Raw genomic sequence first — 21,011 nt, 5'->3', positions numbered from 1 at the left:
CTTGCATGTATTAGGCACGCCGCCAGCGTTCGTCCTGAGCCAGGATCAAACTCTCCGATAGAATTTGACTTGCTCATGTTGCACTTTTTTATAGTGTGTGCTCACTTAAAAATTAACGTTGGCACTTTGTTTTGTTCAGTTTTCAAAGAGCAATCATTGGAGCGGGTGAAGGGAATCGAACCCTCATCATCAGCTTGGAAGGCTGAGGTTTTACCACTAAACTACACCCGCATATATCATAATTTTCAATTAAAGTCATGGTCGGGAAGACAGGATTCGAACCTGCGACCCCTTGGTCCCAAACCAAGTGCTCTACCAAGCTGAGCTACTTCCCGTATATAATGGCGCGCCCGAAAGGAGTCGAACCCATAACCTTCTGATCCGTAGTCAGACGCTCTATCCAATTGAGCTACGGGCGCATATTTACTAAACGATAATTATTGGTGCGGCCGAGAGGACTTGAACCTCCACGGGGTTGCCCCCACTAGGCCCTCAACCTAGCGCGTCTGCCATTCCGCCACGACCGCAAAAGCAGATTCTTATTATATCATTTATATTTTTTTAAATCAAGTGTTTTTTTAAGTGCGGGTGAAGGGAGTCGAACCCCCACGCCTTGCGGCGCCAGATCCTAAGTCTGGTGCGTCTGCCAATTCCGCCACACCCGCATAAACAAAAAATGGTGAGTCATGCAGGATTCGAACCTGCGACCCTCTGATTAAAAGTCAGATGCTCTACCAACTGAGCTAATGACTCACATGAAAATGGCTGGGCTAGAAGGATTCGAACCTTCGCATGACGGAATCAAAATCCGTTGCCTTACCGCTTGGCTATAGCCCAATGACCTTTTTTATTATTATCTTAAAATAACTTTATATACTAAAAAAATATGGCGGTCCGGACGGGACTCGAACCCGCGACCTCCTGCGTGACAGGCAGGCATTCTAACCAACTGAACTACCGGACCAAACTTCTATAAAAGTGACCCCTACGGGATTCGAACCCGTGTTACCGCCGTGAAAGGGCGGTGTCTTAACCGCTTGACCAAGGGGCCTTGATAGATTATATAAATGGCGGAGAAGGAGGGATTTGAACCCTCGCGCCGGTTACCCGACCTACACCCTTAGCAGGGGCGCCTCTTCAGCCTCTTGAGTACTTCCCCAAAATGGCTCCGCAGGTAGGATTCGAACCTACGACCGCTCGGTTAACAGCCGAGTGCTCTACCACTGAGCTACTGCGGAACAATATAAACCAAGTTCTTTCACAATTTATTTCCAAGAACTCTATTTTGTCTCAAATAACAAGCTGTTATCTTGTCGACTCTTTAGAGTATACACACTTTTCTAGGCAGAGTCAACAATTGTTTTTAAAATTCTTTCTTCCCTTTAAATTTCTCGTACTAAAGATAGCACTCCCTTACATTTCCCGCATACAAAACGATTAATGTTTACACGCCTTTTTCTCATATACTGTTGATGACAGACTTTACAACTGTATTCATATATTTTTGTCTTATGTCTTTTGTTATTAACAGCTAACGGTTTACAAAACCTTGGAGCACCCACTTTTTTTAATAGATGTTTAAAATCCGCATCTTTATGCTGATAGCCTTTCTTCTCTAAGTGTAAATGGTAATGACATAACTCATGTTTCACAATCCCAATCAACTCTTCCATCCCTTGCTCCTCATAATACTTCTTATTAATTTCTATGTTATGAGACGTAAGCAGATATCTCCCTCCCGTTGTGCGAAGACGCGGATTAAAATAGGCACGATGTTCAAATGTTTTTTGAAAATCGGAAAGTGAAATGGCTTCAACGAGTGTTTGAAGTTGTTCGTCATTCATACTTTTTTTCCTTTCAATCGTAACTTGACAACCTATTATAGCATATACTGGTGAAAAAATAGGAGACACCAAGGGGAGGAAACCCTATGATGCCTAAATGGTTTCAAAATCAAATGCGCAGAGCCTTTTTTGAGAAAGATTCTTCACAAATCAAAATGCTAAATCGATATTGGTTTCTGTATCAGAGAAATGACAGCCTTCGCTCATAGTTCTCCAATGATAAAGAAAACACCTTCACCCTGAAGATGTTTTCAAAAAAATTAACCTTGATCTTTTGGTTGCAGCATCGTTAGAGCCACCCGTTGTTTTTGAACATCAACTTGATCGACCCAAACCGTTACAACATCTCCAACCGCTACGATATCTAGAGGATGTTTAACAAAACGATTGCTTAGTTTCGAAATATGCACAAGCCCATCCTGCTTCACACCGATATCAATGAAGGCGCCAAAATCAACAACATTTCGTACCGTACCTTGTAACTCCATCCCCACTTGTAAATCTTCTATTTTCAACACATCCTGCTTCAAAAGCGGCTTCGCTAAATTATCACGTGGATCTCGTCCGGGTTTCATTAAGTCATCAATAATATCTTTTAACGTCATCTCGCCAACTTCTAACTCTTCTGCTAATAAGGTTAAATCTAAGTTTTTCAACGCCTCATTTAACGCTTCACTACCTAATTCTGCTGAAGTAAACCCTATTTTCTTTAACAACTTATTAACGGCACTATAATTCTCTGGGTGAATAGCAGTTTGATCGAGTGGTTCACTTCCATTCAAAATTCGCAAAAACCCGATACATTGTTCATACGTTTTCGCTCCGAGTCGAGGGATGTTTTTCAATTCTTTTCGGCTCGTAAACTTCCCTTCCTCTTCTCTTTTCTTAACAATGTTCTGAGCGACTGTTTTTGATAAACCTGCTACATATTGCAAGAGTGAAGGAGAAGCCGTATTAACATTCACGCCTACCTGATTCACAGCCGTTTCTACAACAAAAGAAAGCGACTCTGAAAGTTTTTTCTGTGAAACATCATGCTGGTATTGACCGACACCAACAGACTGCGGATCAATTTTCACCAATTCTGCAAGCGGGTCTTGAAGTCTTCTGCCAATCGAAACCGCACTTCTCTCTTCCACTTGGAGATTCGGGAATTCTTCACGAGCAATGTCAGATGCAGAATAAACGCTCGCCCCTGCCTCATTTACAATGATATAAGAAAGACTGCCTTCGACTTCTTTTAAAATATCTGCAATAAACTGTTCTGTTTCCCTTGAGGCCGTTCCATTTCCGATTGCAACAATTTCTACTGCAAATCTTTGCAAGATAGCTATTGTTTTTTCCCTTGCTTCTGCTCGCTTCGAAACAGGCGGATGTGGGTAAATGACACTAATCTCTAATACTTTCCCTGTTTCATCAATCACAGCTAACTTACAGCCTGTCCGATATGCAGGATCGACCGCTAATACAACCTTCCCCTTTAATGGCGGCTGCAATAATAAATTCCTTAAGTTTTCTGAGAAAATATGAATGGCTTGATCTTCCGCCTTCTCTGTTAATTCTTTACGAATTTCCCGTTCAACAGATGGCATAATAAGGCGTTTGAAACTATCCTCAATAGATTCCTTCAATATAGCAGCTGACTCTGTATGCGGTTTCGTAATTACGTTACGCTCAATGTATTGAATAATAGAATCCATTACAGGATGCACAGAGATTCGTAACACATCTTCTTTTTCACCACGATTAAGCGCTAATACGCGATGCGGGACAATTTTTTGGACGGGCTCTTCATATTCATAATACATCTCAAAAATTTTCTTTTCGTCTTTTTCTTCATTTTTCACAGTTGAAACGATTTTTCCTGTTTTAAAGATGGATGAACGAATCCATTTACGCAGCTCGGCATTATCAGAAATTTGTTCTGCAATGATATCCCTTGCTCCCGAAATCGCCTCTTCGACAGATCGCACTTCTTTTTCTCCTGAAAGAAACTCAACTGCCTTTTCTTCAACAGCTGGATTAGAATGACAAGCTAACAACCAATCAGCAAGCGGCTCTAATCCTTTTTCCTTAGCAACGGTTGCTTTTGTTCTTCTTTTTTGTTTATACGGACGATACACGTCCTCTACTTCTTGCAGCTTGCCCGCCTTTTCAATCTGCTGTTTTAACTCTGGCGTTAACTTTCCCTGCTCTTCAATTAAACGAATAACTTCTTCTTTTCGCTGATTTAAATTTTCTAAATAGTTCCACCGTTCCATGATTGAACGAATTTGCACTTCATCAAGTGCCCCCGTCATCTCTTTCCGATATCGAGCAATAAACGGAACCGTATTTCCCTCTTCAAGCATATGGATAACATTTTGCACTTGATGACTTTTCAAAGTTAATTCTACAGCTATTTGCTTCACTAATTCATTTTGTATCATCAATGTTCTTCCCCCAAGCTTTTACATTCTTATATACAGTCTAGCAAATATAGCCATACGTTGCGAACCTCACTATCTAGAAGAACATTTTATAAAGTGAAACTTCCATCAGTGGGGGCCTTACTGCCCGTTAAGAGTGGGATAAAGTAAAACGCGCACCGCTAATCCGCTCTCTCCTTATGAATGATTAGCTCAACCAATTCATTACGGGCATCGGCTCTATTTCCTAATCAAATGTTAATTGGCAAAAAAAAAACGACCCCAGTGTCGTTAACCGGAATCGCCTAGTCTTTATTTATAAAAAAGAACATATATAATAGCATCCTGCTATAGGAATTCATTTTTTCTCTAAAATTCTTTCAAACCTAAACTAATCTGTAAAGCTTCGTTTACTTTTTGCATCATTGTTTCATCGAGATACGTAATTTTGTCTGTCAAGCGTTGCTTATCAATCGTGCGAATTTGTTCTAAAAGAATAACGGAATCTCGCTCGAATCCATATTTTTTCGCATTAATCTCCACATGTGTTGGCAATTTTGCTTTTTGAATTTGAGCTGTAATGGCTGCCACAATCACTGTCGGACTAAAGCGATTTCCGATATCATTTTGAAGAATGAGTACCGGACGGGTTCCACCTTGTTCTGAGCCGACAACTGGAGAAAGATCTGCGAAGTATACGTCACCACGCTTAACAACAATCAATGGCTCAGCCTCCACTAGCTAATCGCTCGACAGCATGTTCAGCTTCATATTCTGGATATTCAGCCTGAAATGCTTCAGAAGCGATTGTTAAATTAATGGCCGCCATTTCAATATAGCCACGTTTCATTGATTCCCGAAATTCTTTCTTTTTACGAAGATACATAGTCGTGGCACGATAAATAAACTCACTGCGATTAACGTTTTCTTCACTCGCATACCCGTCTAACTCAGTTAATACATTTTGAGGTAATCGAATTATTATCTCTCTTGTTGCGCCGGATTCAGACACAAGCATACACCTCCACCATCACTACACACCATAGTCTATATACCTTTTCCATATTACCATTAAAATACCTATCTGCAAAGAGTATATTCCATCCTCTGTCTTATTATCAGCGAACCGCAATAAATATTATTCACATTTTTGTAATTTTTTACAAAATCAATCATTTAAGAGCGTATTACGGACATGTGATACTTGATGATTCTGCCTATATACACGCGGTACACGCGCCGCTATCATACACGTCACTTCATAATTAATCGTTTCTAATGTCGCGGCAATCTCATCTACCGAAATCGCTAACCCATCACTTTCACCAATTAACGTCACTTCTGTCCCAATGGGAAGTGGTTGAGACAACTTAATCATACACTGATCCATACAAATTCGGCCAACAATCGGCGCCTTTTCACCTGCAACAATTACATCCTGGCTATGCAGCTTACGAATCCACCCATCCGCATAACCAATAGGCAATGTAGCAACCCACTCTTCTTCTGCCGTCGTATAAGTAGCTCCATAGCTAACATGATCGCCTTTGTTCAACCGTTTCACATGTACGATTTTTGTTTTCAAGCTAAATGCTTCTTTCAACGTAAAAGGCAATAGCTGCTTAATATCTGGAGACGGACTTAACCCATACATACTAATCCCAAAACGTACAGCGTTAAACAAAGGGTCTGTAAATCGTAATGAAGCTGCACTATTTGCCGCATGAACAAGTTCAGGAAGCTTTCGTAAAGAAGATAACAACATTTTAAATGTATTTAGCTGCTGTTGATAATATGATAAATTTAATTCATCAGCTGTTGCAAAATGCGTAAAAACTCCAACAAATCTAAACCGAAGTTCGTTCGATAACCACTGTTCAAGAGCCTGCAATTCTTCCGGAGTACGTACACCGATTCGCCCCATACCGCTGTCACATTTAATATGCACATGAAGAACCTGTTTCTCCCCTACATACTGCTTCGCTTGCTCCAGCCACTCCTGGCTAAAAACCGTTAAAGAAATGTGCGCTTCTGCAGCCATACCGGCATCTTCCGGTCTAGATGCACCAAGCACAAGAATAGGAGCTGTAATTCCTTTGTTTCTGAGGGCAAGTGCCTCATCTAAAAAAGCGACAGCAAGAAAATTGGCCCCCGCTTTAAGTGCTGTATTTGCTACTTCATAATCACCATGTCCATATGCATTCGCCTTCACAACAGCAAACATCTTTACATCTTGCGGCAATATTTTTTTCATAGAAACAACATTTTCATAAATGTAATCTAAATTCACTTCCGCCCATGTATCGCGGTGAAACCCCTGCATACTCAAACTACGTAACCTTCTTTCATTATTTCTCCATTTATTTCATGCTTAACGGGCAGCAAGACCTCCTGCCCCAAGCTGGGACACAACTGTCCGACTTGTTCAACTACCCATAAGCGGGGTCCCCACTGATGGAAGTTTTCCTTTATTTTAAAACGGTTTAACAGAAAGGAAAAGAGCTATATGTCATATAGGCCATTTACAGGCAACAACGATGTCCAAAAAGATAGAGGCTGTCTCCATCAATAGGACAGCCTCTGTGTTTTCAAAATTCCACTCTATTTTACAGGCTCCACTCCAACTGTACGAGCTATCTCTACCATTTCATCTGGAGATAAGCTTTGTGAAGCAAGCGTATAGTTGACTCCTTCATACGTCCACGTCACCATATTATCGGCTAATGCACCTACTGTAAATCCTAAATCTACTGGATTTCCATTTACAGTTGTCGAAACGATTTTAGTTTGGACCACTTCAGCCTTCTCTTGAATTAATGTAAAGCTGTTCTTTTCCCCTTCATACGTCAAAACAACCCGTTCTCCATTTTCTGTATCAATTCGTTGTTCGTCAGTTAAACTCATACCTTGCATTTCCGCTGGATATTTAACAGAGAAATTTTGATCTTTTACTTCAGCCATCACTTCTACCTCAAGCTGAGCACTTGTCATATTTTTCTGCATATCAAACGCATCTTTATCAAACGTTGTATCGAATTTCACCTTGGAGAACTCCACTGTAACTAACACATTTTTATCTGGATCCATCACTTTTACACTAACTGGAGATAAATCCTTTTTATTCAATGTAATTTCTTGAACAGGCAACATTTTACTATTTTGATAGCGCGTTTTTGTTTCAAACACATATTGGTTATCTACTTCTTTAAACGTCGCACTTTTATCCTCCGTAATATCTTTTACAAGTGACTCGTATAAATACGCTTGGCTGCTATTCTCAGGCCATTCACTTTGAAACTTAAAGCTCTTATTTAACGCAGGCGTTAAAACATATACTCCCTCATTATTCCTTAAAATCATTTGACTTTGTTCTTTCTCTTGGTTCTTCAAATTCACTCGATAGAAAGAAGGATTCTTATGCCAAATTTCCACGTTATATACTTGCGGATCGGTCCCCATCTGTAACGTCATCTTCGCATTTGCTTTGTAGCCTTTCATTTCTTCAACCTTTTCATTTAAAGCTGTCACAACATCAGCTTGTGATTTCTGACCACAGGCACTGAGAGCCAACAACAGCATAACCCCAGCCAAAAGAATCCCCATTTTCTTCATCTTTTCAACCCCTTTTGTCATTTAAACATAAAAGAGAGAGGAAAAGGCAGGACCTTAAGACTTAGCGTTTATCTTGATGCATCTCCCACCTGAAGTCCGCTTCGCTTTACCCAACCTTGTCTCTCTCTATCGCAATAGAAGTATATGAGACAACCTCAGCAAATATGATTCGAAAAGCGGAAGCTGCTTGGGCAAGCACATACAGCAATTTGAATGAAACTAACAAGCGGCCTGTGCCTGTTAGGAGCCATTATCCTCTGCACAACAAACTAAATGTTGAAGCTCGATCAGCAGGAAAACAGCGCTTCTGTTAAGGTTCTTCTACTTCTTCAATGACGACTTGAGCAACGGCATATTCTTTGCTGTGACTAATGGATAAATGGACTCCTTTGGATATTGGCGCAGTAATGCAGGGTTTCCCTGCTTCATCGACCATAATTTCAATATCAAGAAAAGACAAGTGCTTCCCTATTCCTGTTCCATTTGCTTTTGAAAAAGCTTCCTTAGCCGCAAAGCGCCCTGCAATATATTCAATTTGCCGCGTTCCCTTCAGCTGCTCATACCGGCTTTGTTCATTAGCTGTTAAAATTCGTTCGAAAAAACGTGGTTGACGCTCTATAATCTGCTTCATTCTTTGAATTTCTGTAATATCAATCCCTATTCCCTTTATCATCTAAACAACCCCTTCTATAATAGACGTAACATTCATAAAATGAGTACAACCATTTCAATCTTCCAAAAGGAGAATCTATGTTTATAAGAACTGAAAGCTTTCAACAGTATGTACGTTGTTTCCCTGCTGTTACCTCCTACATTTTCTTTATGATGATTGTATTCGTACTAACCTTATTTCCATCGTTTCTTGGAAATATCATTCATTACGGAACAGGTGTTAACTTGTACATTGCAGATGGTCAATGGTGGCGACTCCTTACCCCAACTTTTTTACATTACTCGTTTACCCATATATTGTTTAATGGGTTTTCCCTAGCCATCTTTGGTCCAGCACTTGAAAAAATTCTGGGTTCTATAAAGTTTGCTCTTTTTTTTCTAGTAACAGGGATTATCGCCAATATTGCTACCTTTTTCTTAACACCACTTACCTTCATTCATACCGGAGCAAGCGGAGCGATCTTTGGCATTCTCGGATTTTTCCTCTATATGGCTCGTTTTCGAAAGCATCACTTATCTAAAAATGAAATTCATACGATTTATACGCTAACAGGCATCGCTGTTATTATGACATTTATCCAACCTAATATAAACATTGTCGCTCATATCGGCGGCTTACTTGCAGGTGTCATTCTCGCTCCACTATTTTGGCGTAAATAAAAGAAGCTAACTGTTTAGTAGCTTCTTTTATTCTTGGCTATGTGAACGAAAGTGGTTTGTTTTGCTGTTATTTCGTACGACCATTCGTTAAAAACCATGTTTGCACCGCGTCAAAATCCTTGGCTTCTACGTCCCTTACTTCTCCCTCTCGAAAAGCAATTCCTGATTTGATTAAAGCAGAAATAGAAGAGAGTTGCTTTCGTTGCTGCGCCCAGCTTGTTTTTGATTCAATCGATTGAATTTTACTTTTATGAAACAAAAGCGTTTGTTTGGATAACCCTCGGCTTCTCATCAACAGTTGATGATTCGTAATATTCCAACCAGTCGCTTTATATTGTAAAAAAGCCCAACCAATGCTAATTGGCAATAAAACAAAAGAAACATATCCCCAAGGGCGGAAAAAATAAATAAAAACGATTATGACAGGAATGAAGAAAATGGCCCGTCGAAACATATAGCGCGGAAGTGCACGTGCCGGTAATGGCTTCACTTCTACATCTGCTACATAATCTGGCAGACATTGTTCTAAATATTTTTGTAAATGTTTCTTTTTTACAAGCGGAAAAAGCATAACCTTTAGACTATCTTTATCCGCTTCTGACCCTCCTGCGTACTCCAAATAAACCGTTGCATAACCTAAAGGCTGTCTTACCACATTTTCGATAATTCGAATCCCTTGTACTTTTTTCAACGGAATCGTCAGCTGTCTTTTCTCAAGTAAACCTCTTGAAAGAATTAACTCATCTTCCTTTTTCTCGACCGTAAACCGAGCATATTTCAACATCATCCCGATTGTCGCAAGCATGTATACAATAAGCACTGCGACGAAAATGAAAACGGTCAATAAAAAGGTACCAAGCGCTAATACATCCTCATACTCCCCAACAAACCGCTCAAATGGGATCATTTCATCAAACTGCGAAACAAAAGCAGCCACCCCAGATAGCACAACTCCAACAGCCCCAGAAGTAGCAGCCATCAAGAAAAGCTCTGGAAATTGCAGTCTAAACGTCACAGCAGACTCTTGCTTAATAACAGGTTCCGCGACTAAATCGATTTCTGGCTGTTCTCCCAGCATTTTATTTCTTTTCGCTTCTGCTAATCGTTCATTTAATCGTTCAGCTTCTTCTTTACGAATGGCCGATAACACCGCTTCTGCTTGAGCACCGCCGGCGGTTTCGATACTAATTTTCACAAGCCCGCACAGCCTCTGAATAATCCCTTCTGATACATCAATACTATGTATTCGTTCAAAGCGAATATAACGTTTTTTTCGGACAAATACACCCGATTCAATCCTTAATTCACCATCTTCAATACGATAGGTAAATCGAAACCATTCAATAATAGCTGTCACAATAACAAATAAACAAATACTACCTAAGATGGCCAATTGAATCGTCCCCGCTAATCCATCCTTATCCCCTCCAAAGACAACAACAATGATAATCGGAACAAGCATATCCTTAATGGCCTTTATCACATTCAACAACATAGCAATCGGATGCAATCGTTTCGATTCAGACATCTTCTTCCTCCACACTTGCCATTTTCGAAATATATTGCCTCAATTCATCCGCCTCCTGTAAATCAAGAGCCGGAATCGTATGTACAGTCGCTGCAGTTGATACTTCCACTGACGCTAAATCATATTTACGTAAAAAAGGACCTTGGTTCGTTTCTACATGCTGAACACGAATCATCGGTACAAGCGTCCGCTTAATGACAAAAATCCCTCTTTGAATTTCAATTTCTGTCTCTCGCACTTCATAACGAAAACGGCGCCACTTAATTAAAGGTAATAGGTAGATCCCTAAGTATGGCTGAATGACCGATAATACAATTAGCCCCCCAATAATCCAAGGTGTCCAATCAAATATAATGGTTAACACAAGTACAGCAATCGTAATAATCCACGTAATCAAACATTCCAAAAGACCAATGATGCGCCATACCTTTAACGCCCTCGTTGATATTTGGTTCTGCAGCTCCATGAATTCACTCCTTCCCATGAGAAAAATCCTATTTTCACACTACTCCCCTTCAGTATACTATATCTATTTGTTCACTTCTTTTTCTTTTATTTTTACTTCACCATACTTTTAAGCAAAGTGATGGAGCCTGGAGCTAAACACTAAAACGATTTAAGAATGTTATACTTTCTTGTACTTTTCCAAAAAACTTTACTTCTTCCACAAAAAAACGGCCTTTCCTCGATTGAATTATCGAGAAAAGGCCGTAAACTTGATTTATTCTTTTGTTATAAGCTTTTGTTCAGGCTTATTATTAATGGCTTTGTTTTTCACGTCTTTGGCTCGAGCTACGGTTGCCATGACCATTCGATTTACGGTTATTTGAACGTTTAGCACCGAAATCTTTTCTGCCAGATGAGCTGCGTCCGTTACGGTTTCTATTATTAGAGCTGCCGCCACGGTTGCGATCGCGACGCATTGGAAGCGGAGCTTCATCTGTTAATTTAACAGGTGTTTGATCAGGCTCTTTCGTTAATGTTTTCAACATTGCAGCTACTAAATCAACAGCCGTATGCTTTTGCATTAACTCTTCTGCTTGAGCAAGGTATAATGAAAGATCTTCATTTTCAATTGTGTTCTGGATTTTTTCTGTAACAGCTTTTTGCTGTCCTTCTAACGCTTCTGTTAAAGTTGGTGTTTTCATTTTTACCATACGTTTTTTCGTCGTATGTTCAACAGCTTGTAATTGACCTCTTTCTCTCGGAGTAACAAATGTAATCGCTACACCATGTTTACCTGCACGTCCAGTACGTCCAATACGGTGAACGTAGCTTTCTGGATCTTGAGGAATATCGAAATTATACACGTGAGTCACACCTGAGATATCTAAACCACGTGCTGCTACGTCTGTTGCAACAAGTACATCAATGTTGCCTTCTTTAAATTTCTTTAATACAGATAGACGCTTCGCTTGACTTAAATCACCGTGAATTCCTTCAGCCATATAGCCGCGGATATTTAAAGCAGATGACAGTTCATCTACACGACGTTTTGTACGACCAAATACAATCGCAAGCTCTGGTGTTTGAATATCAAGAAGACGTGCTAACGTATCGAACTTTTCATTTTCTCTTAAATCGATATAGTATTGCTCAATACGATCAACCGTCATTTCTTTTGCTTTTACGCGTACAAGCGTTGGGTTTTGCATGAATGTTTCTGCAATCTTACGAATTGGGTCAGGCATTGTTGCTGAGAATAACAATGTTTGTCTCTCTTCTGGAACAGTAGACAAAATAGACTCAATATCTTCAATGAATCCCATGTTTAACATTTCATCTGCTTCATCAAGTACCACTGTGTGTACATTGCCTAAACGGATGTTTTTACGTTTAATATGGTCAAGTAAACGACCTGGTGTACCAACAATAATATGTGGTTTTTTCTTTAAAGCACGGATTTGACGATCGATATCTTGACCACCATATACCGCTAGTACACGCGCTCGTTTTCCGTAGCCAAGTTTGAAGAGTTCTTCAGAAACTTGAATCGCAAGTTCACGTGTTGGAGCAATGACAATTCCTTGTACATTCTCGTCATTTATATCGATATTTTCCATTAACGGAATACCAAATGCTGCTGTTTTACCTGTTCCAGTTTGGGCTTGACCAATAATATCTTTCCCTTCAAGCGCTAACGGAATCGTTTGAGCTTGAATCGGACTCGCTTCCTCAAATCCCATTTTTTCAATTGATTTCATAGACGTTCTATCTAATCCTAATTCGCTAAACAATGTCAATGTGTTCGTGCTCCTTTTAATATCATTAAATTTATCTGTGCATGTTGCAATGGTTCTTGTTCAAATTACAACAAATGTGACGGAGGTTGTACTTTACCTCGTATAAAGAAAATTCACCAATTGGCTCATCTTCAGGCAGATAGATGCGTAGTTGCACTTATCCTATTCCCCTAAAATCGGCAGTTGTTTCAAGATCATTTCTACGCTGACGATATATACCATAATAGTATAAAAAAGGAGCTGTAATCACCTAAACAACTACCTTATTAGTTCGGCTGAACTCAATATATGGATTTAACAAATAACATACATCAGCCTTCTCTTACTGTGCTGGATGCAATAGCAAATACACATTACTATGTTTGTAAACATAGGCGCATTTTATTACTCGTATATATAGCCAAGATGAAATTCAAATTGGAAAAGTTAAAGTAGCATAATCGGTGATTGAACCGAACATTTAGGTGAGGGCTGCTGCACCTTACTTTTTCATGCAGCCGATGGAGCTGCCTATCTAACTTGACGAGAGCCAAGATTCTATACAAAAAACAGGCACGGTGCGTTGAGGAAATGCAGAAGTGGATAAGCGTATAGCTTACTTCCCTATGAGCAACTAAAGCCGCCATCTTAGGCAGCTTTTATTTATAATCAAGACGCTCGGCCTATTTAATCTAAAAGTACATAGTCCTTCAAAATCAAAATCATGAAATCGTTCATGTTCATGACAAAACTTGAATAACTTGAACTGACTTAACAACATAAAACAATGAATACGTTATTAAGGCGTTTAAACCCATACTATATATTATCATTTTACAACCACTATTGCAATAAAGGATATCCAATTACCAATCTCACTTAAAATGCTCGCTCCATTTAATCATATTGTTTCCCAAAACCCTAACATTATATAATACGGCTTAAACATTAAAATGAACAAAATTATGTATAGCTTTTAAAAACAGCCTGTTAAATGGTAAAATATATCTAGATTAATCACACTTCAAAATAAAACAGAGGAATAACCATGAAACTATATACACTTAAACTCCCAGAATGTGAAGAAATTCACCATACCTTACAAACTTTAGAGAGAAATGTAATCATCCTAACTGAACAAGAGGCATTAGCAACTATACAAAACCAGAACCATAATCAAATGCTCTTTATCTTACCTTTATATTATTCAAAAGAATCGATATATTTACTGAAAATCATCGAGCTTATCGACAAGTATGAAATACCAATATTATTTGTTTATAAACGCACAAAAAGAATGAAAGATCCCTACGCACTTCCGAAAAAAACAATCTACGAGACCATTCAAATTCCCGCTGACCTAATAGAAGTAAAATTAAAATTAAAGTCTTTACAAAATATTTGCATACAATTATATACAGCAAAAGTAAAAGAGCAGGAGCTCGAAAACATTCGCAGCCGAATAAGAGCGGATTTAACTCTAGCTAAACATATCCAACAACTTGTCTTGCCTCCACCTATTTCAGAAACAGACATAGAAATTCAAGGGATTTTCCAACCATCTAGTGAGATATCTGGTGATTTATTCTTTTGGATGCATATAGACGAGGGAGAGTACGGACTTATTATGATTGACGTTTCCGGAAAAGGTGTGTATGCGGCTCTTATTAGTATGGCCATACGTTCCTTAATGCCTGGCTTAATCAAGCGCGTAAAAGATCCGTTTAAAATAACAAAAGAGTTACATGAACATATGGGAAGATTGTTTCAAAAGTTAGACGAGGAGACATATAAATCCACCTATTTCACTGCATTTATTGCATATATCAATACAAAAGAACGCCAATTTCAATATGTCAACAGCGGCCATCCACCAGCTATTATTTATTGTCCACACACAGAGAATACACACATATTAGCAACCAATTCTATTCCTATTGGACTGAATGCGCATTTAGACATCGAAAAACATTCATTTTATTACGAACCCGGCAGTCGTTTCATTGTCTATACGGACGGTTTAATTGAATCACCTAATCACCCAAATATTTTGCGTTTTGATACGCTTCAAAAGGAATTTAAAGAAAAGATTCATCAAGACACATCCACCCTCCTGCACGAAATGTTAGTTTCACGAATGAGGCACTCCGAAATCAATGATGATATTTGTTTAATCGCAGGTACCCTTTATTAAAAAGTTTTCCTCCAATCTCTTTAAAAACCTCAAATAAACAAAAATCGGTTTACCCATGCGAGTAAACCGGCTTTTGTTTATTTTTGTAATGCCTGAACAACTTCTTCTAAACGCATACCTCTTGATGCTTTTACAAGAATAAGATCATTAGCTTGCGTATGTCTTTTTAACTCTTCAATTAATTGCTGCTTATCTTGAAAAGAAAATACACGATTCTCCTCAAATGTTTCACGCGCGCCTATGGCAATATGTTCAGCAAGAGGACCATAAGTAAATACTTCATCAATTTCATCTTTTGAAATACGTTGACCAATTTTTAAATGAAAATCCTGCTCTTGTAAACCTAATTCCAACATATCACCCAGCACAAGAATTTTTCGATCAAATCCGGACAGCCCTTCAATTAATTCAATCGCTGCTTTCATTGATGTAGGACTAGCATTATAAGCATCATTAATGACCTTTTCTCCTTTAGCCCCTTCAACTATTTCCATTCGCATATTCGTTAATCGAATCGAAGCTAGCCCTTCTTCTATTTTTACTTGATCCACCTTCAATTCCTTAGCTGCTAGCATAGCGGCTAAAGCATTCATCACATTATGATTCCCAAGAACCGGAATTTCATAAGAACCGACTAATGTACCCGCGACCTTATAAGCTGTACTATCATTTCGTTGTTCAATTGAAGTTACATACAAATCATTCTCACTAGAACGACCGAAAGATTGGATACGAAAATCTTTATCTCGATTTTGGATTTGCTCTGACAACAAAGGTTCATCTCCGTAATAAATAAATGTTCCTTCATCAGCGAGACCCTCGATAATTTCTAGCTTTGCACGAGCAATTTCTTCTCTTGATCCTAAATCTAACAAATGAGATTCCCCAATATTTGTAATAATTGCAACATCAGGGCGAGCTAGCTTCGAAAGAAACTCAATTTCCCCTCGATTACTCATCCCCATTTCTAAAATGGCTACTTCTGTATCCTCTGTCATCGACAAAATCGTTAGCGGTAATCCTAAATGATTATTAAAATTCCCACTTGTTTTATGTACCTTATAAGTCGTCGCTAAAAGAGCAGCGGTCATATCCTTTGTTGTCGTTTTTCCATTGCTTCCTGTAACGCCAATTACTTTCACATTCAACTGTCCACGATAAGCTCTTGCTAGTTCTTGTAATGCCACTTCTGTATCCTCTACGATAATAAGGGGGAGGTCCTTCGGTGGATTCGGGACATTTTGCTGCCATAAAGAAGCAGCAGCTCCTTGTTGAATTGCTTTCTCGACATACTTATGACCGTCGACTTGCTCTCCAAGCAGTGGAACAAACAAGTTATTCTGCTCTACTTTCCGGGAATCAATCGATACGCCAGCAACCTGAACAGACTCCCATTCCGCAATTACATTTAGGCCACCTACCATCTCATGAATCTGCTTTAACGTGCGATTTATCATATTTTTCGTTCCTCCTATAGGCTGTTTCATTATAAAACAAAGCAGAAGCCTATACATTCTAGCGCTTCTGCCTACATCCTACCTCATCTAATTAACAAATAAATAACAATAGTTATACTGTATATTTAATTTTTTGTTTCTCTTCATAACGTTCTTGCGCAAGTTGGACGAGCTTTTCAATTAAAACTGGATATTCCACCCCTGTATGCTTCCATAATAACGGGAACATACTAAATGGCGTAAAACCAGGCATTGTATTTACTTCATTAATATAGAAGTCCCCTTCTTTTGTTAAAAAGAAATCAGCACGAACCAACCCTGAACAATCTAACGATTTAAACGCTGTAATGGCCATTTTAGATAATTCTGCGTACTGCACTTCTGTTACATCACCTGGAATAACCATTGTTGACTTACCATCTGTATATTTTGCTGTATAATCATAGAAGTCTTTTCCTGAAATAATTTCTCCTGCAACCGAGCAAGCAGGATAATCATTTCCAAGCACACCAATTTCAATCTCGCGTGCTGTAACGCCTTCTTCGATAATAATTTTTCGGTCAAACTGAAACGCCTCTACGAACGCCTTCTCCAATTCCTCACGGTTAGAACACTTACTGATTCCAACACTTGAGCCTAAATTCGCCGGTTTTACGAAATTAGGATAGCCGAGTTCTGCTTCTACTTGGTTATAGACTTCTTCTCGATTCGCTTCCCATTCAGAACGAATTAACCATGTATACTTAACTTGCGGCAAGCCCGCTTGCGCAAAAATATTTTTCATAATAACTTTATCCATACCTGCCGATGACGCTAAAACACCATTACCTACATATGGTAAGTTTAATAATTCAAACATCCCTTGAACTGTACCATCTTCACCATTTGGTCCGTGCAATAGCGGGAATAAAACATCATAGCCATCTTCATTTGTTTCATTCGCTTTTTGCAAAGAAAGCGGAGCTACTTGACTTCCATTTGGAAATGCTAATTCTTCAACGTTTTCAACTGGTGCTGTCAATTGCGGCCCTTTCACCCAAGCTCCTTCTTTTGTTATGTAAATCGGATATATATCAAATTTCTCCAAATCAAGTGCTTTAATAACCGCCATTGCCGTTTGTAAGGAAACCTCATGTTCTGCAGATTTTCCACCATAAAGCAAGCCGAGTTTAGTTTTCATTTATGTGACCTCCATTATTCTTTTGACCATTATTTATTGTATCATTTCTCAACAAAAACGAACAAAGTTTTATTAAATAGAGTGCGTTACATAAATTTGTTAATTATCACTATTGTGTAACATACATATTTATCGAATGACATTCATTGCATTCTATGTCACCACACAACTAATTATATGTGAAACTTCATTCGGCAACGAAATTTATCCTACACTAAAAGAACACTAAGCCCCCGCTGATGAAAGTTTTACTTTATCATTTATTTAATACAATCGACCATTCCTTCGTTTTCCATAAAAAAGTAATATAAGCATCAGGTTCTTGCTTCTGCAGCTCATAGTAATAATCCAGCATGTCATCCATATTCGTGAAATCCCCTACTACCCATATTGGAATCTCCATTTTCACTCTCGTTTCAATAGCATGTTTAAGAGAAAAAACAACCCCTTCAGAGAGCATAGCAGACAACTCCTCAAGCATTTCCACTGGTATAATAGGTAAATCTCGTTTTTTCCTCAAACCAAACCACGTTCTATCTGTTTTTAATCCTTCAAGCTTTAAAGAAATAAGACTGCCTAACATTTTATAATACATAGGTAATGAACGATAATAAATTTTACTAAACCATCCATCGTCCTGTGATAAGTAAACAAACTGATTATGTAATTTGGAAAAGAACGGCTGTTTTAAATGATGCTTCATATGCCCAAGATAGAGCAGCTCAGCCAACTCCATTCCGCTCAATTCATCTAAACTATCCTCTTCTTGAAAGTCAATCCAACAAAACTCACCATACGTTCTCACATCTTGTTTAATAAATTTCGCTACACCTTCACTCGGTACATAATCTAAAGCAACATTTAAATTAAATTGTGTATCACCATAATCATGTTTTAACAACAAAAGATGTTGCAATGGCTTTTCTAAAGAATTAACAAACTCCCAAAAGCTCATCCCATTTGAAATCACAAAACGTTCAGAAGCTTGCACATGCATATATAAGATTTCCCTAATCTCATGCTTCATAACCCACTTCCCTCCGACCTTTCCGTGGAATTAGAGCGTTCATTTTATCAATTTTCTTACTTCTTCACAATCGCACGATATTCCGCTAACCTTGTACATTCATTTAAAGTCATACTATCATACCACTAAAGTGGAATAAACCCTTAGAGGCAGAACAAAGTTCATTCCATTTGGGAAATATCACTATATAATGGTTAAAATAAGGGATTACAGGAGTATTTTATACATAAACAGTGTAAAATTAGACACTAAAACATAGTGACAATTTGCTCATTCACAAAAAAGAAACACCATTCCAAAAGATAGGACGGTGTTTTTTTAGAATTTCTTAATCTCTCCAGGCGTTTATACCACCACTAACATTCTCAATTTGTTCGAAACCTAATTTTTTAAGTGTTTTTGCCGCACTTATACTTCTCATTCCACTATGACAAATGATAACTACCGGCTTCTTTTTATCCAACTCATTCACTCTTTGCTTTAATAAGTGAAGGGGGATGTTATTAAATTGCGGTATATGACGATCGTCATATTCAATTTCAGAACGAACGTCAATATACTGTTTTTTTACCTTTAACGATAAATTATTCGCTAAATCTTCTGTTGTAATACTCTTAACCCCTTTTGCTGGTAAAACCTTAGACAAAGCAAACACGGCTATTGTTAAAAACATGAGCAACGTGACCCAAGACATCTATTCTCCCCCGTTATATACCGACTTATGTATTTATATTTTTATCTTAGTAACCTTCCTTCTTTTTTGTCAAACAAGTCTTCTCTGTAAAGATATAGCTATAAAAAAATCCAGAGCAGCTTCACCGCTCTGGATTTTATATCATTATGACGCTTGCTTCACTTGTTCATCTGCTGCTGAAGGGTTAAATTGCCCTTCCCATTTAGAAATAACAATTGCTGCTAACGAATTTCCGATTACGTTTACAACTGTACGTCCCATATCTAGAATACGGTCAATACCCGCAATAAACGCTAAACCTTCAACTGGGATTCCAACAGTTCCAAGTGTTGCTAATAATACAACAAATGATACGCCTGGAACTCCAGCAATTCCTTTCGATGTAACCATTAACACAAGCATTAACGTAAATTGATCCACAATACTCATATCAATACCATACATTTGCGCAATAAACATAGCTGCTAATGCTTGATATAATGTTGACCCATCGAGGTTAAATGAGTAACCTGTTGGAATAACGAAAGAAGCAATATGCTTCGGACATCCCGTTTTCTCCATTTTTTCCATTATCTTAGGAAGAACGGCTTCAGAGCTTGCTGTTGAGAACGCTAAGATTAATTCTTCTTTTAAGATTTTAATCAGTTTAAAAATACTAAAGCCAGCTAATTTTGCGATAAGCCCTAATACAACTAGAACAAAGAAAATCATCGTTCCATATACAGAAAGAGCTAACTTCCCTAAAGGAATCAGGGAGGCCAAACCAAACTTAGACACTGTTACCCCAATTAATGCAAATACACCGAATGGAGCAAATTTCATAATCATATTCGTAACATAGAACATCGCCTCTGCTACTCCGTTGAAGAATTGCAGAACCGGCTTTCCTTTATCTCCAATAGCTGCAATTCCAAGCCCTAGCATAAGCGAGAAGAAAATAATCGCAAGCATGTCGCCCTCAACGATTGCTTTAATTGGATTAGTCGGGACAATATTGACGATCGTCTCAATAAAACCCGTTTCTTCCTTATGCTCTGCTGTATCGACATAACTCGAAATGTCAGTTTGTTCTAATTTATCCATATTAACACCAGCACCAGGCTGAAGAACATTCGCTGCTATAATTCCAACGATAATCGCAATCGTGGTAACGATTTCAAAGTAAAGAATCGCTTTACCACCAATTTTACCTACAGATTTCAAATCACCGACACCTGCAACAGCAACAACAATACTTGCCACAACAATCGGTATAACAATCATTTTAATCAGACGTAGAAAGATATCTCCAATTGGCTGCAAATATTCTTGAGCAGTTGTATTACCATAAAAAATAGCCCCTACAACCACACCAATCAGTAAACCAATGAAAATCTGACTAGCTAAACTTAATTTGAATTTTTTCATACATCCCTCACCTTTCGTAATAGTTTTTACAAAAAAACAGTTGTTTCGGTAAAGGAAACAAAATTGTTGATAAAAAGAAAACGCTTTCTGCAGCTGGAAACAGTTT

18 protein-coding genes, 11 tRNA genes and 1 rRNA gene are annotated in these 21,011 nt (G+C 38.4%); 3 read left to right on the top strand and 27 right to left on the bottom strand.

Annotated elements, in window-relative coordinates:
* The 13 genes from ACE199_RS21295 to ACE199_RS21235 all read right to left on the bottom strand — a co-directional run.
* Nucleotides 1-61 (bottom strand): 16S ribosomal RNA (locus tag ACE199_RS21295); the annotation flags it as partial.
* A 96-nt stretch (nucleotides 62-157) separates the two neighbouring features.
* A tRNA-Gly gene (locus ACE199_RS21290) sits at nucleotides 158-231 on the bottom strand.
* A 27-nt stretch (nucleotides 232-258) separates the two neighbouring features.
* Nucleotides 259-335: transfer RNA gene (locus tag ACE199_RS21285), tRNA-Pro, on the bottom strand.
* Between the two features lie 7 nt (nucleotides 336-342).
* Nucleotides 343-419: transfer RNA gene (locus tag ACE199_RS21280), tRNA-Arg, on the bottom strand.
* Nucleotides 420-441: 22 nt separating this feature from the next.
* Nucleotides 442-527: transfer RNA gene (locus ACE199_RS21275), tRNA-Leu, on the bottom strand.
* A gap of 56 nt (nucleotides 528-583) precedes the next feature.
* Nucleotides 584-665 (bottom strand) — tRNA-Leu (locus ACE199_RS21270).
* A gap of 12 nt (nucleotides 666-677) precedes the next feature.
* Nucleotides 678-753, bottom strand: a tRNA-Lys gene (locus ACE199_RS21265).
* A 9-nt stretch (nucleotides 754-762) separates the two neighbouring features.
* Nucleotides 763-837, bottom strand: a tRNA-Gln gene (locus ACE199_RS21260).
* Between the two features lie 50 nt (nucleotides 838-887).
* Nucleotides 888-964 (bottom strand) — tRNA-Asp (locus tag ACE199_RS21255).
* Between the two features lie 15 nt (nucleotides 965-979).
* A tRNA-Glu gene (locus tag ACE199_RS21250) sits at nucleotides 980-1,051 on the bottom strand.
* 17 nt (nucleotides 1,052-1,068) lie between these two features.
* Nucleotides 1,069-1,159 (bottom strand) — tRNA-Ser (locus ACE199_RS21245).
* A 4-nt stretch (nucleotides 1,160-1,163) separates the two neighbouring features.
* A tRNA-Asn gene (locus tag ACE199_RS21240) sits at nucleotides 1,164-1,238 on the bottom strand.
* Nucleotides 1,239-1,382: 144 nt separating this feature from the next.
* The gene (locus ACE199_RS21235) at nucleotides 1,383-1,844 is read right to left on the bottom strand and encodes a SprT family protein (RefSeq protein ID WP_375351514.1); all 462 of its coding nucleotides are present in this window, start codon (nucleotides 1,842-1,844) and stop codon (nucleotides 1,383-1,385) included.
* A gap of 89 nt (nucleotides 1,845-1,933) precedes the next feature.
* Between ACE199_RS21235 and cmpA the strand changes: the two genes are divergently transcribed.
* The gene (cmpA, locus tag ACE199_RS21230) at nucleotides 1,934-2,053 is read left to right on the top strand and encodes a cortex morphogenetic protein CmpA (protein WP_119118989.1); all 120 of its coding nucleotides are present in this window, start codon (nucleotides 1,934-1,936) and stop codon (nucleotides 2,051-2,053) included.
* 51 nt (nucleotides 2,054-2,104) lie between these two features.
* Here cmpA and ACE199_RS21225 read toward each other — a convergent pair whose 3' ends face one another.
* The 6 genes from ACE199_RS21225 to acpS form a co-directional block, all read right to left on the bottom strand.
* Complete coding sequence (locus ACE199_RS21225) at nucleotides 2,105-4,273, bottom strand: Tex family protein (RefSeq protein WP_375351519.1); 2,169 nt, start codon at nucleotides 4,271-4,273, stop codon at nucleotides 2,105-2,107.
* A 348-nt stretch (nucleotides 4,274-4,621) separates the two neighbouring features.
* Complete coding sequence (locus tag ACE199_RS21220) at nucleotides 4,622-4,972, bottom strand: type II toxin-antitoxin system PemK/MazF family toxin (protein ID WP_119118987.1); 351 nt, start codon at nucleotides 4,970-4,972, stop codon at nucleotides 4,622-4,624.
* A 7-nt stretch (nucleotides 4,973-4,979) separates the two neighbouring features.
* A complete protein-coding gene (locus tag ACE199_RS21215) occupies nucleotides 4,980-5,264 on the bottom strand; it encodes a CopG family ribbon-helix-helix protein (protein WP_119118988.1) in 285 nt (94 codons plus the stop codon).
* A 156-nt stretch (nucleotides 5,265-5,420) separates the two neighbouring features.
* Entirely contained in the window at nucleotides 5,421-6,575 is a 1,155-nt protein-coding gene (gene alr, locus ACE199_RS21210) for an alanine racemase (protein WP_375351517.1), read from the bottom strand.
* A 278-nt stretch (nucleotides 6,576-6,853) separates the two neighbouring features.
* A complete protein-coding gene (locus ACE199_RS21205; RefSeq protein WP_375351513.1) occupies nucleotides 6,854-7,864 on the bottom strand; it encodes a LolA family protein in 1,011 nt (336 codons plus the stop codon).
* 310 nt (nucleotides 7,865-8,174) lie between these two features.
* Nucleotides 8,175-8,537 carry a holo-ACP synthase gene (gene acpS / locus ACE199_RS21200; protein ID WP_375351512.1) on the bottom strand — a complete coding sequence of 121 codons (363 nt, stop codon included), beginning with the start codon at nucleotides 8,535-8,537 and terminating at the stop codon, nucleotides 8,175-8,177.
* A 77-nt stretch (nucleotides 8,538-8,614) separates the two neighbouring features.
* Here acpS and ACE199_RS21195 point away from each other — a divergent pair, with 77 nt between their 5' ends.
* Entirely contained in the window at nucleotides 8,615-9,196 is a 582-nt protein-coding gene (locus ACE199_RS21195) for a rhomboid family intramembrane serine protease (RefSeq protein ID WP_127758801.1), read from the top strand.
* Between the two features lie 67 nt (nucleotides 9,197-9,263).
* Here the strand turns inward: ACE199_RS21195 and ACE199_RS21190 are convergent, their stop codons facing one another.
* From ACE199_RS21190 to cshA, 3 genes are all read right to left on the bottom strand, one after another.
* A complete protein-coding gene (locus tag ACE199_RS21190) occupies nucleotides 9,264-10,724 on the bottom strand; it encodes a PH domain-containing protein (protein ID WP_375351511.1) in 1,461 nt (486 codons plus the stop codon).
* On the bottom strand, nucleotides 10,717-11,190 hold the full coding sequence (locus ACE199_RS21185; protein ID WP_375351510.1) for a PH domain-containing protein: 474 nt from the start codon (nucleotides 11,188-11,190) through the stop codon (nucleotides 10,717-10,719). The genes ACE199_RS21190 and ACE199_RS21185 overlap by 8 nt, the downstream gene beginning before the upstream one ends.
* Before the next feature lie 292 nt (nucleotides 11,191-11,482).
* Nucleotides 11,483-12,967, bottom strand: a complete 1,485-nt coding sequence (gene cshA, locus ACE199_RS21180; protein WP_375351509.1) for a degradosome RNA helicase CshA — start codon at nucleotides 12,965-12,967, stop codon at nucleotides 11,483-11,485.
* Nucleotides 12,968-13,994: 1,027 nt separating this feature from the next.
* On the opposite strand from cshA, the gene ACE199_RS21175 reads away from it, so the two are divergent.
* On the top strand, nucleotides 13,995-15,140 hold the full coding sequence (locus tag ACE199_RS21175) for a PP2C family protein-serine/threonine phosphatase (RefSeq protein WP_375351508.1): 1,146 nt from the start codon (nucleotides 13,995-13,997) through the stop codon (nucleotides 15,138-15,140).
* 77 nt (nucleotides 15,141-15,217) lie between these two features.
* Here the strand turns inward: ACE199_RS21175 and ACE199_RS21170 are convergent, their stop codons facing one another.
* From ACE199_RS21170 to ACE199_RS21150, 5 genes are all read right to left on the bottom strand, one after another.
* The gene (locus ACE199_RS21170; protein ID WP_375351507.1) at nucleotides 15,218-16,597 is read right to left on the bottom strand and encodes a UDP-N-acetylmuramoyl-tripeptide--D-alanyl-D-alanine ligase; all 1,380 of its coding nucleotides are present in this window, start codon (nucleotides 16,595-16,597) and stop codon (nucleotides 15,218-15,220) included.
* A gap of 112 nt (nucleotides 16,598-16,709) precedes the next feature.
* Nucleotides 16,710-17,777, bottom strand: coding sequence for a D-alanine--D-alanine ligase (locus ACE199_RS21165; protein ID WP_375351506.1), 1,068 nt, complete (start codon nucleotides 17,775-17,777; stop codon nucleotides 16,710-16,712).
* A 256-nt stretch (nucleotides 17,778-18,033) separates the two neighbouring features.
* Nucleotides 18,034-18,804 carry a hypothetical protein gene (locus ACE199_RS21160; RefSeq protein WP_375351505.1) on the bottom strand — a complete coding sequence of 257 codons (771 nt, stop codon included), beginning with the start codon at nucleotides 18,802-18,804 and terminating at the stop codon, nucleotides 18,034-18,036.
* 328 nt (nucleotides 18,805-19,132) lie between these two features.
* Nucleotides 19,133-19,498 (bottom strand): rhodanese-like domain-containing protein, encoded by a 366-nt coding sequence (locus tag ACE199_RS21155; protein WP_375351504.1) that lies wholly within the window; start codon nucleotides 19,496-19,498, stop codon nucleotides 19,133-19,135.
* Between the two features lie 144 nt (nucleotides 19,499-19,642).
* Complete coding sequence (locus tag ACE199_RS21150) at nucleotides 19,643-20,905, bottom strand: cation:dicarboxylate symporter family transporter (protein ID WP_375351503.1); 1,263 nt, start codon at nucleotides 20,903-20,905, stop codon at nucleotides 19,643-19,645.
* Nucleotides 20,906-21,011: the final 106 nt, after the last annotated feature.

The sequence above is a fragment of the Peribacillus sp. Hz7 genome (assembly GCF_042136355.1).
Classification (GTDB): Bacteria; Bacillota; Bacilli; order Bacillales; family DSM-1321; genus Peribacillus; species Peribacillus asahii_A.
The sequence above is the reverse complement of the archived record's forward strand: the minus strand, read 5'-3'. Positions and strand labels throughout refer to the sequence as shown.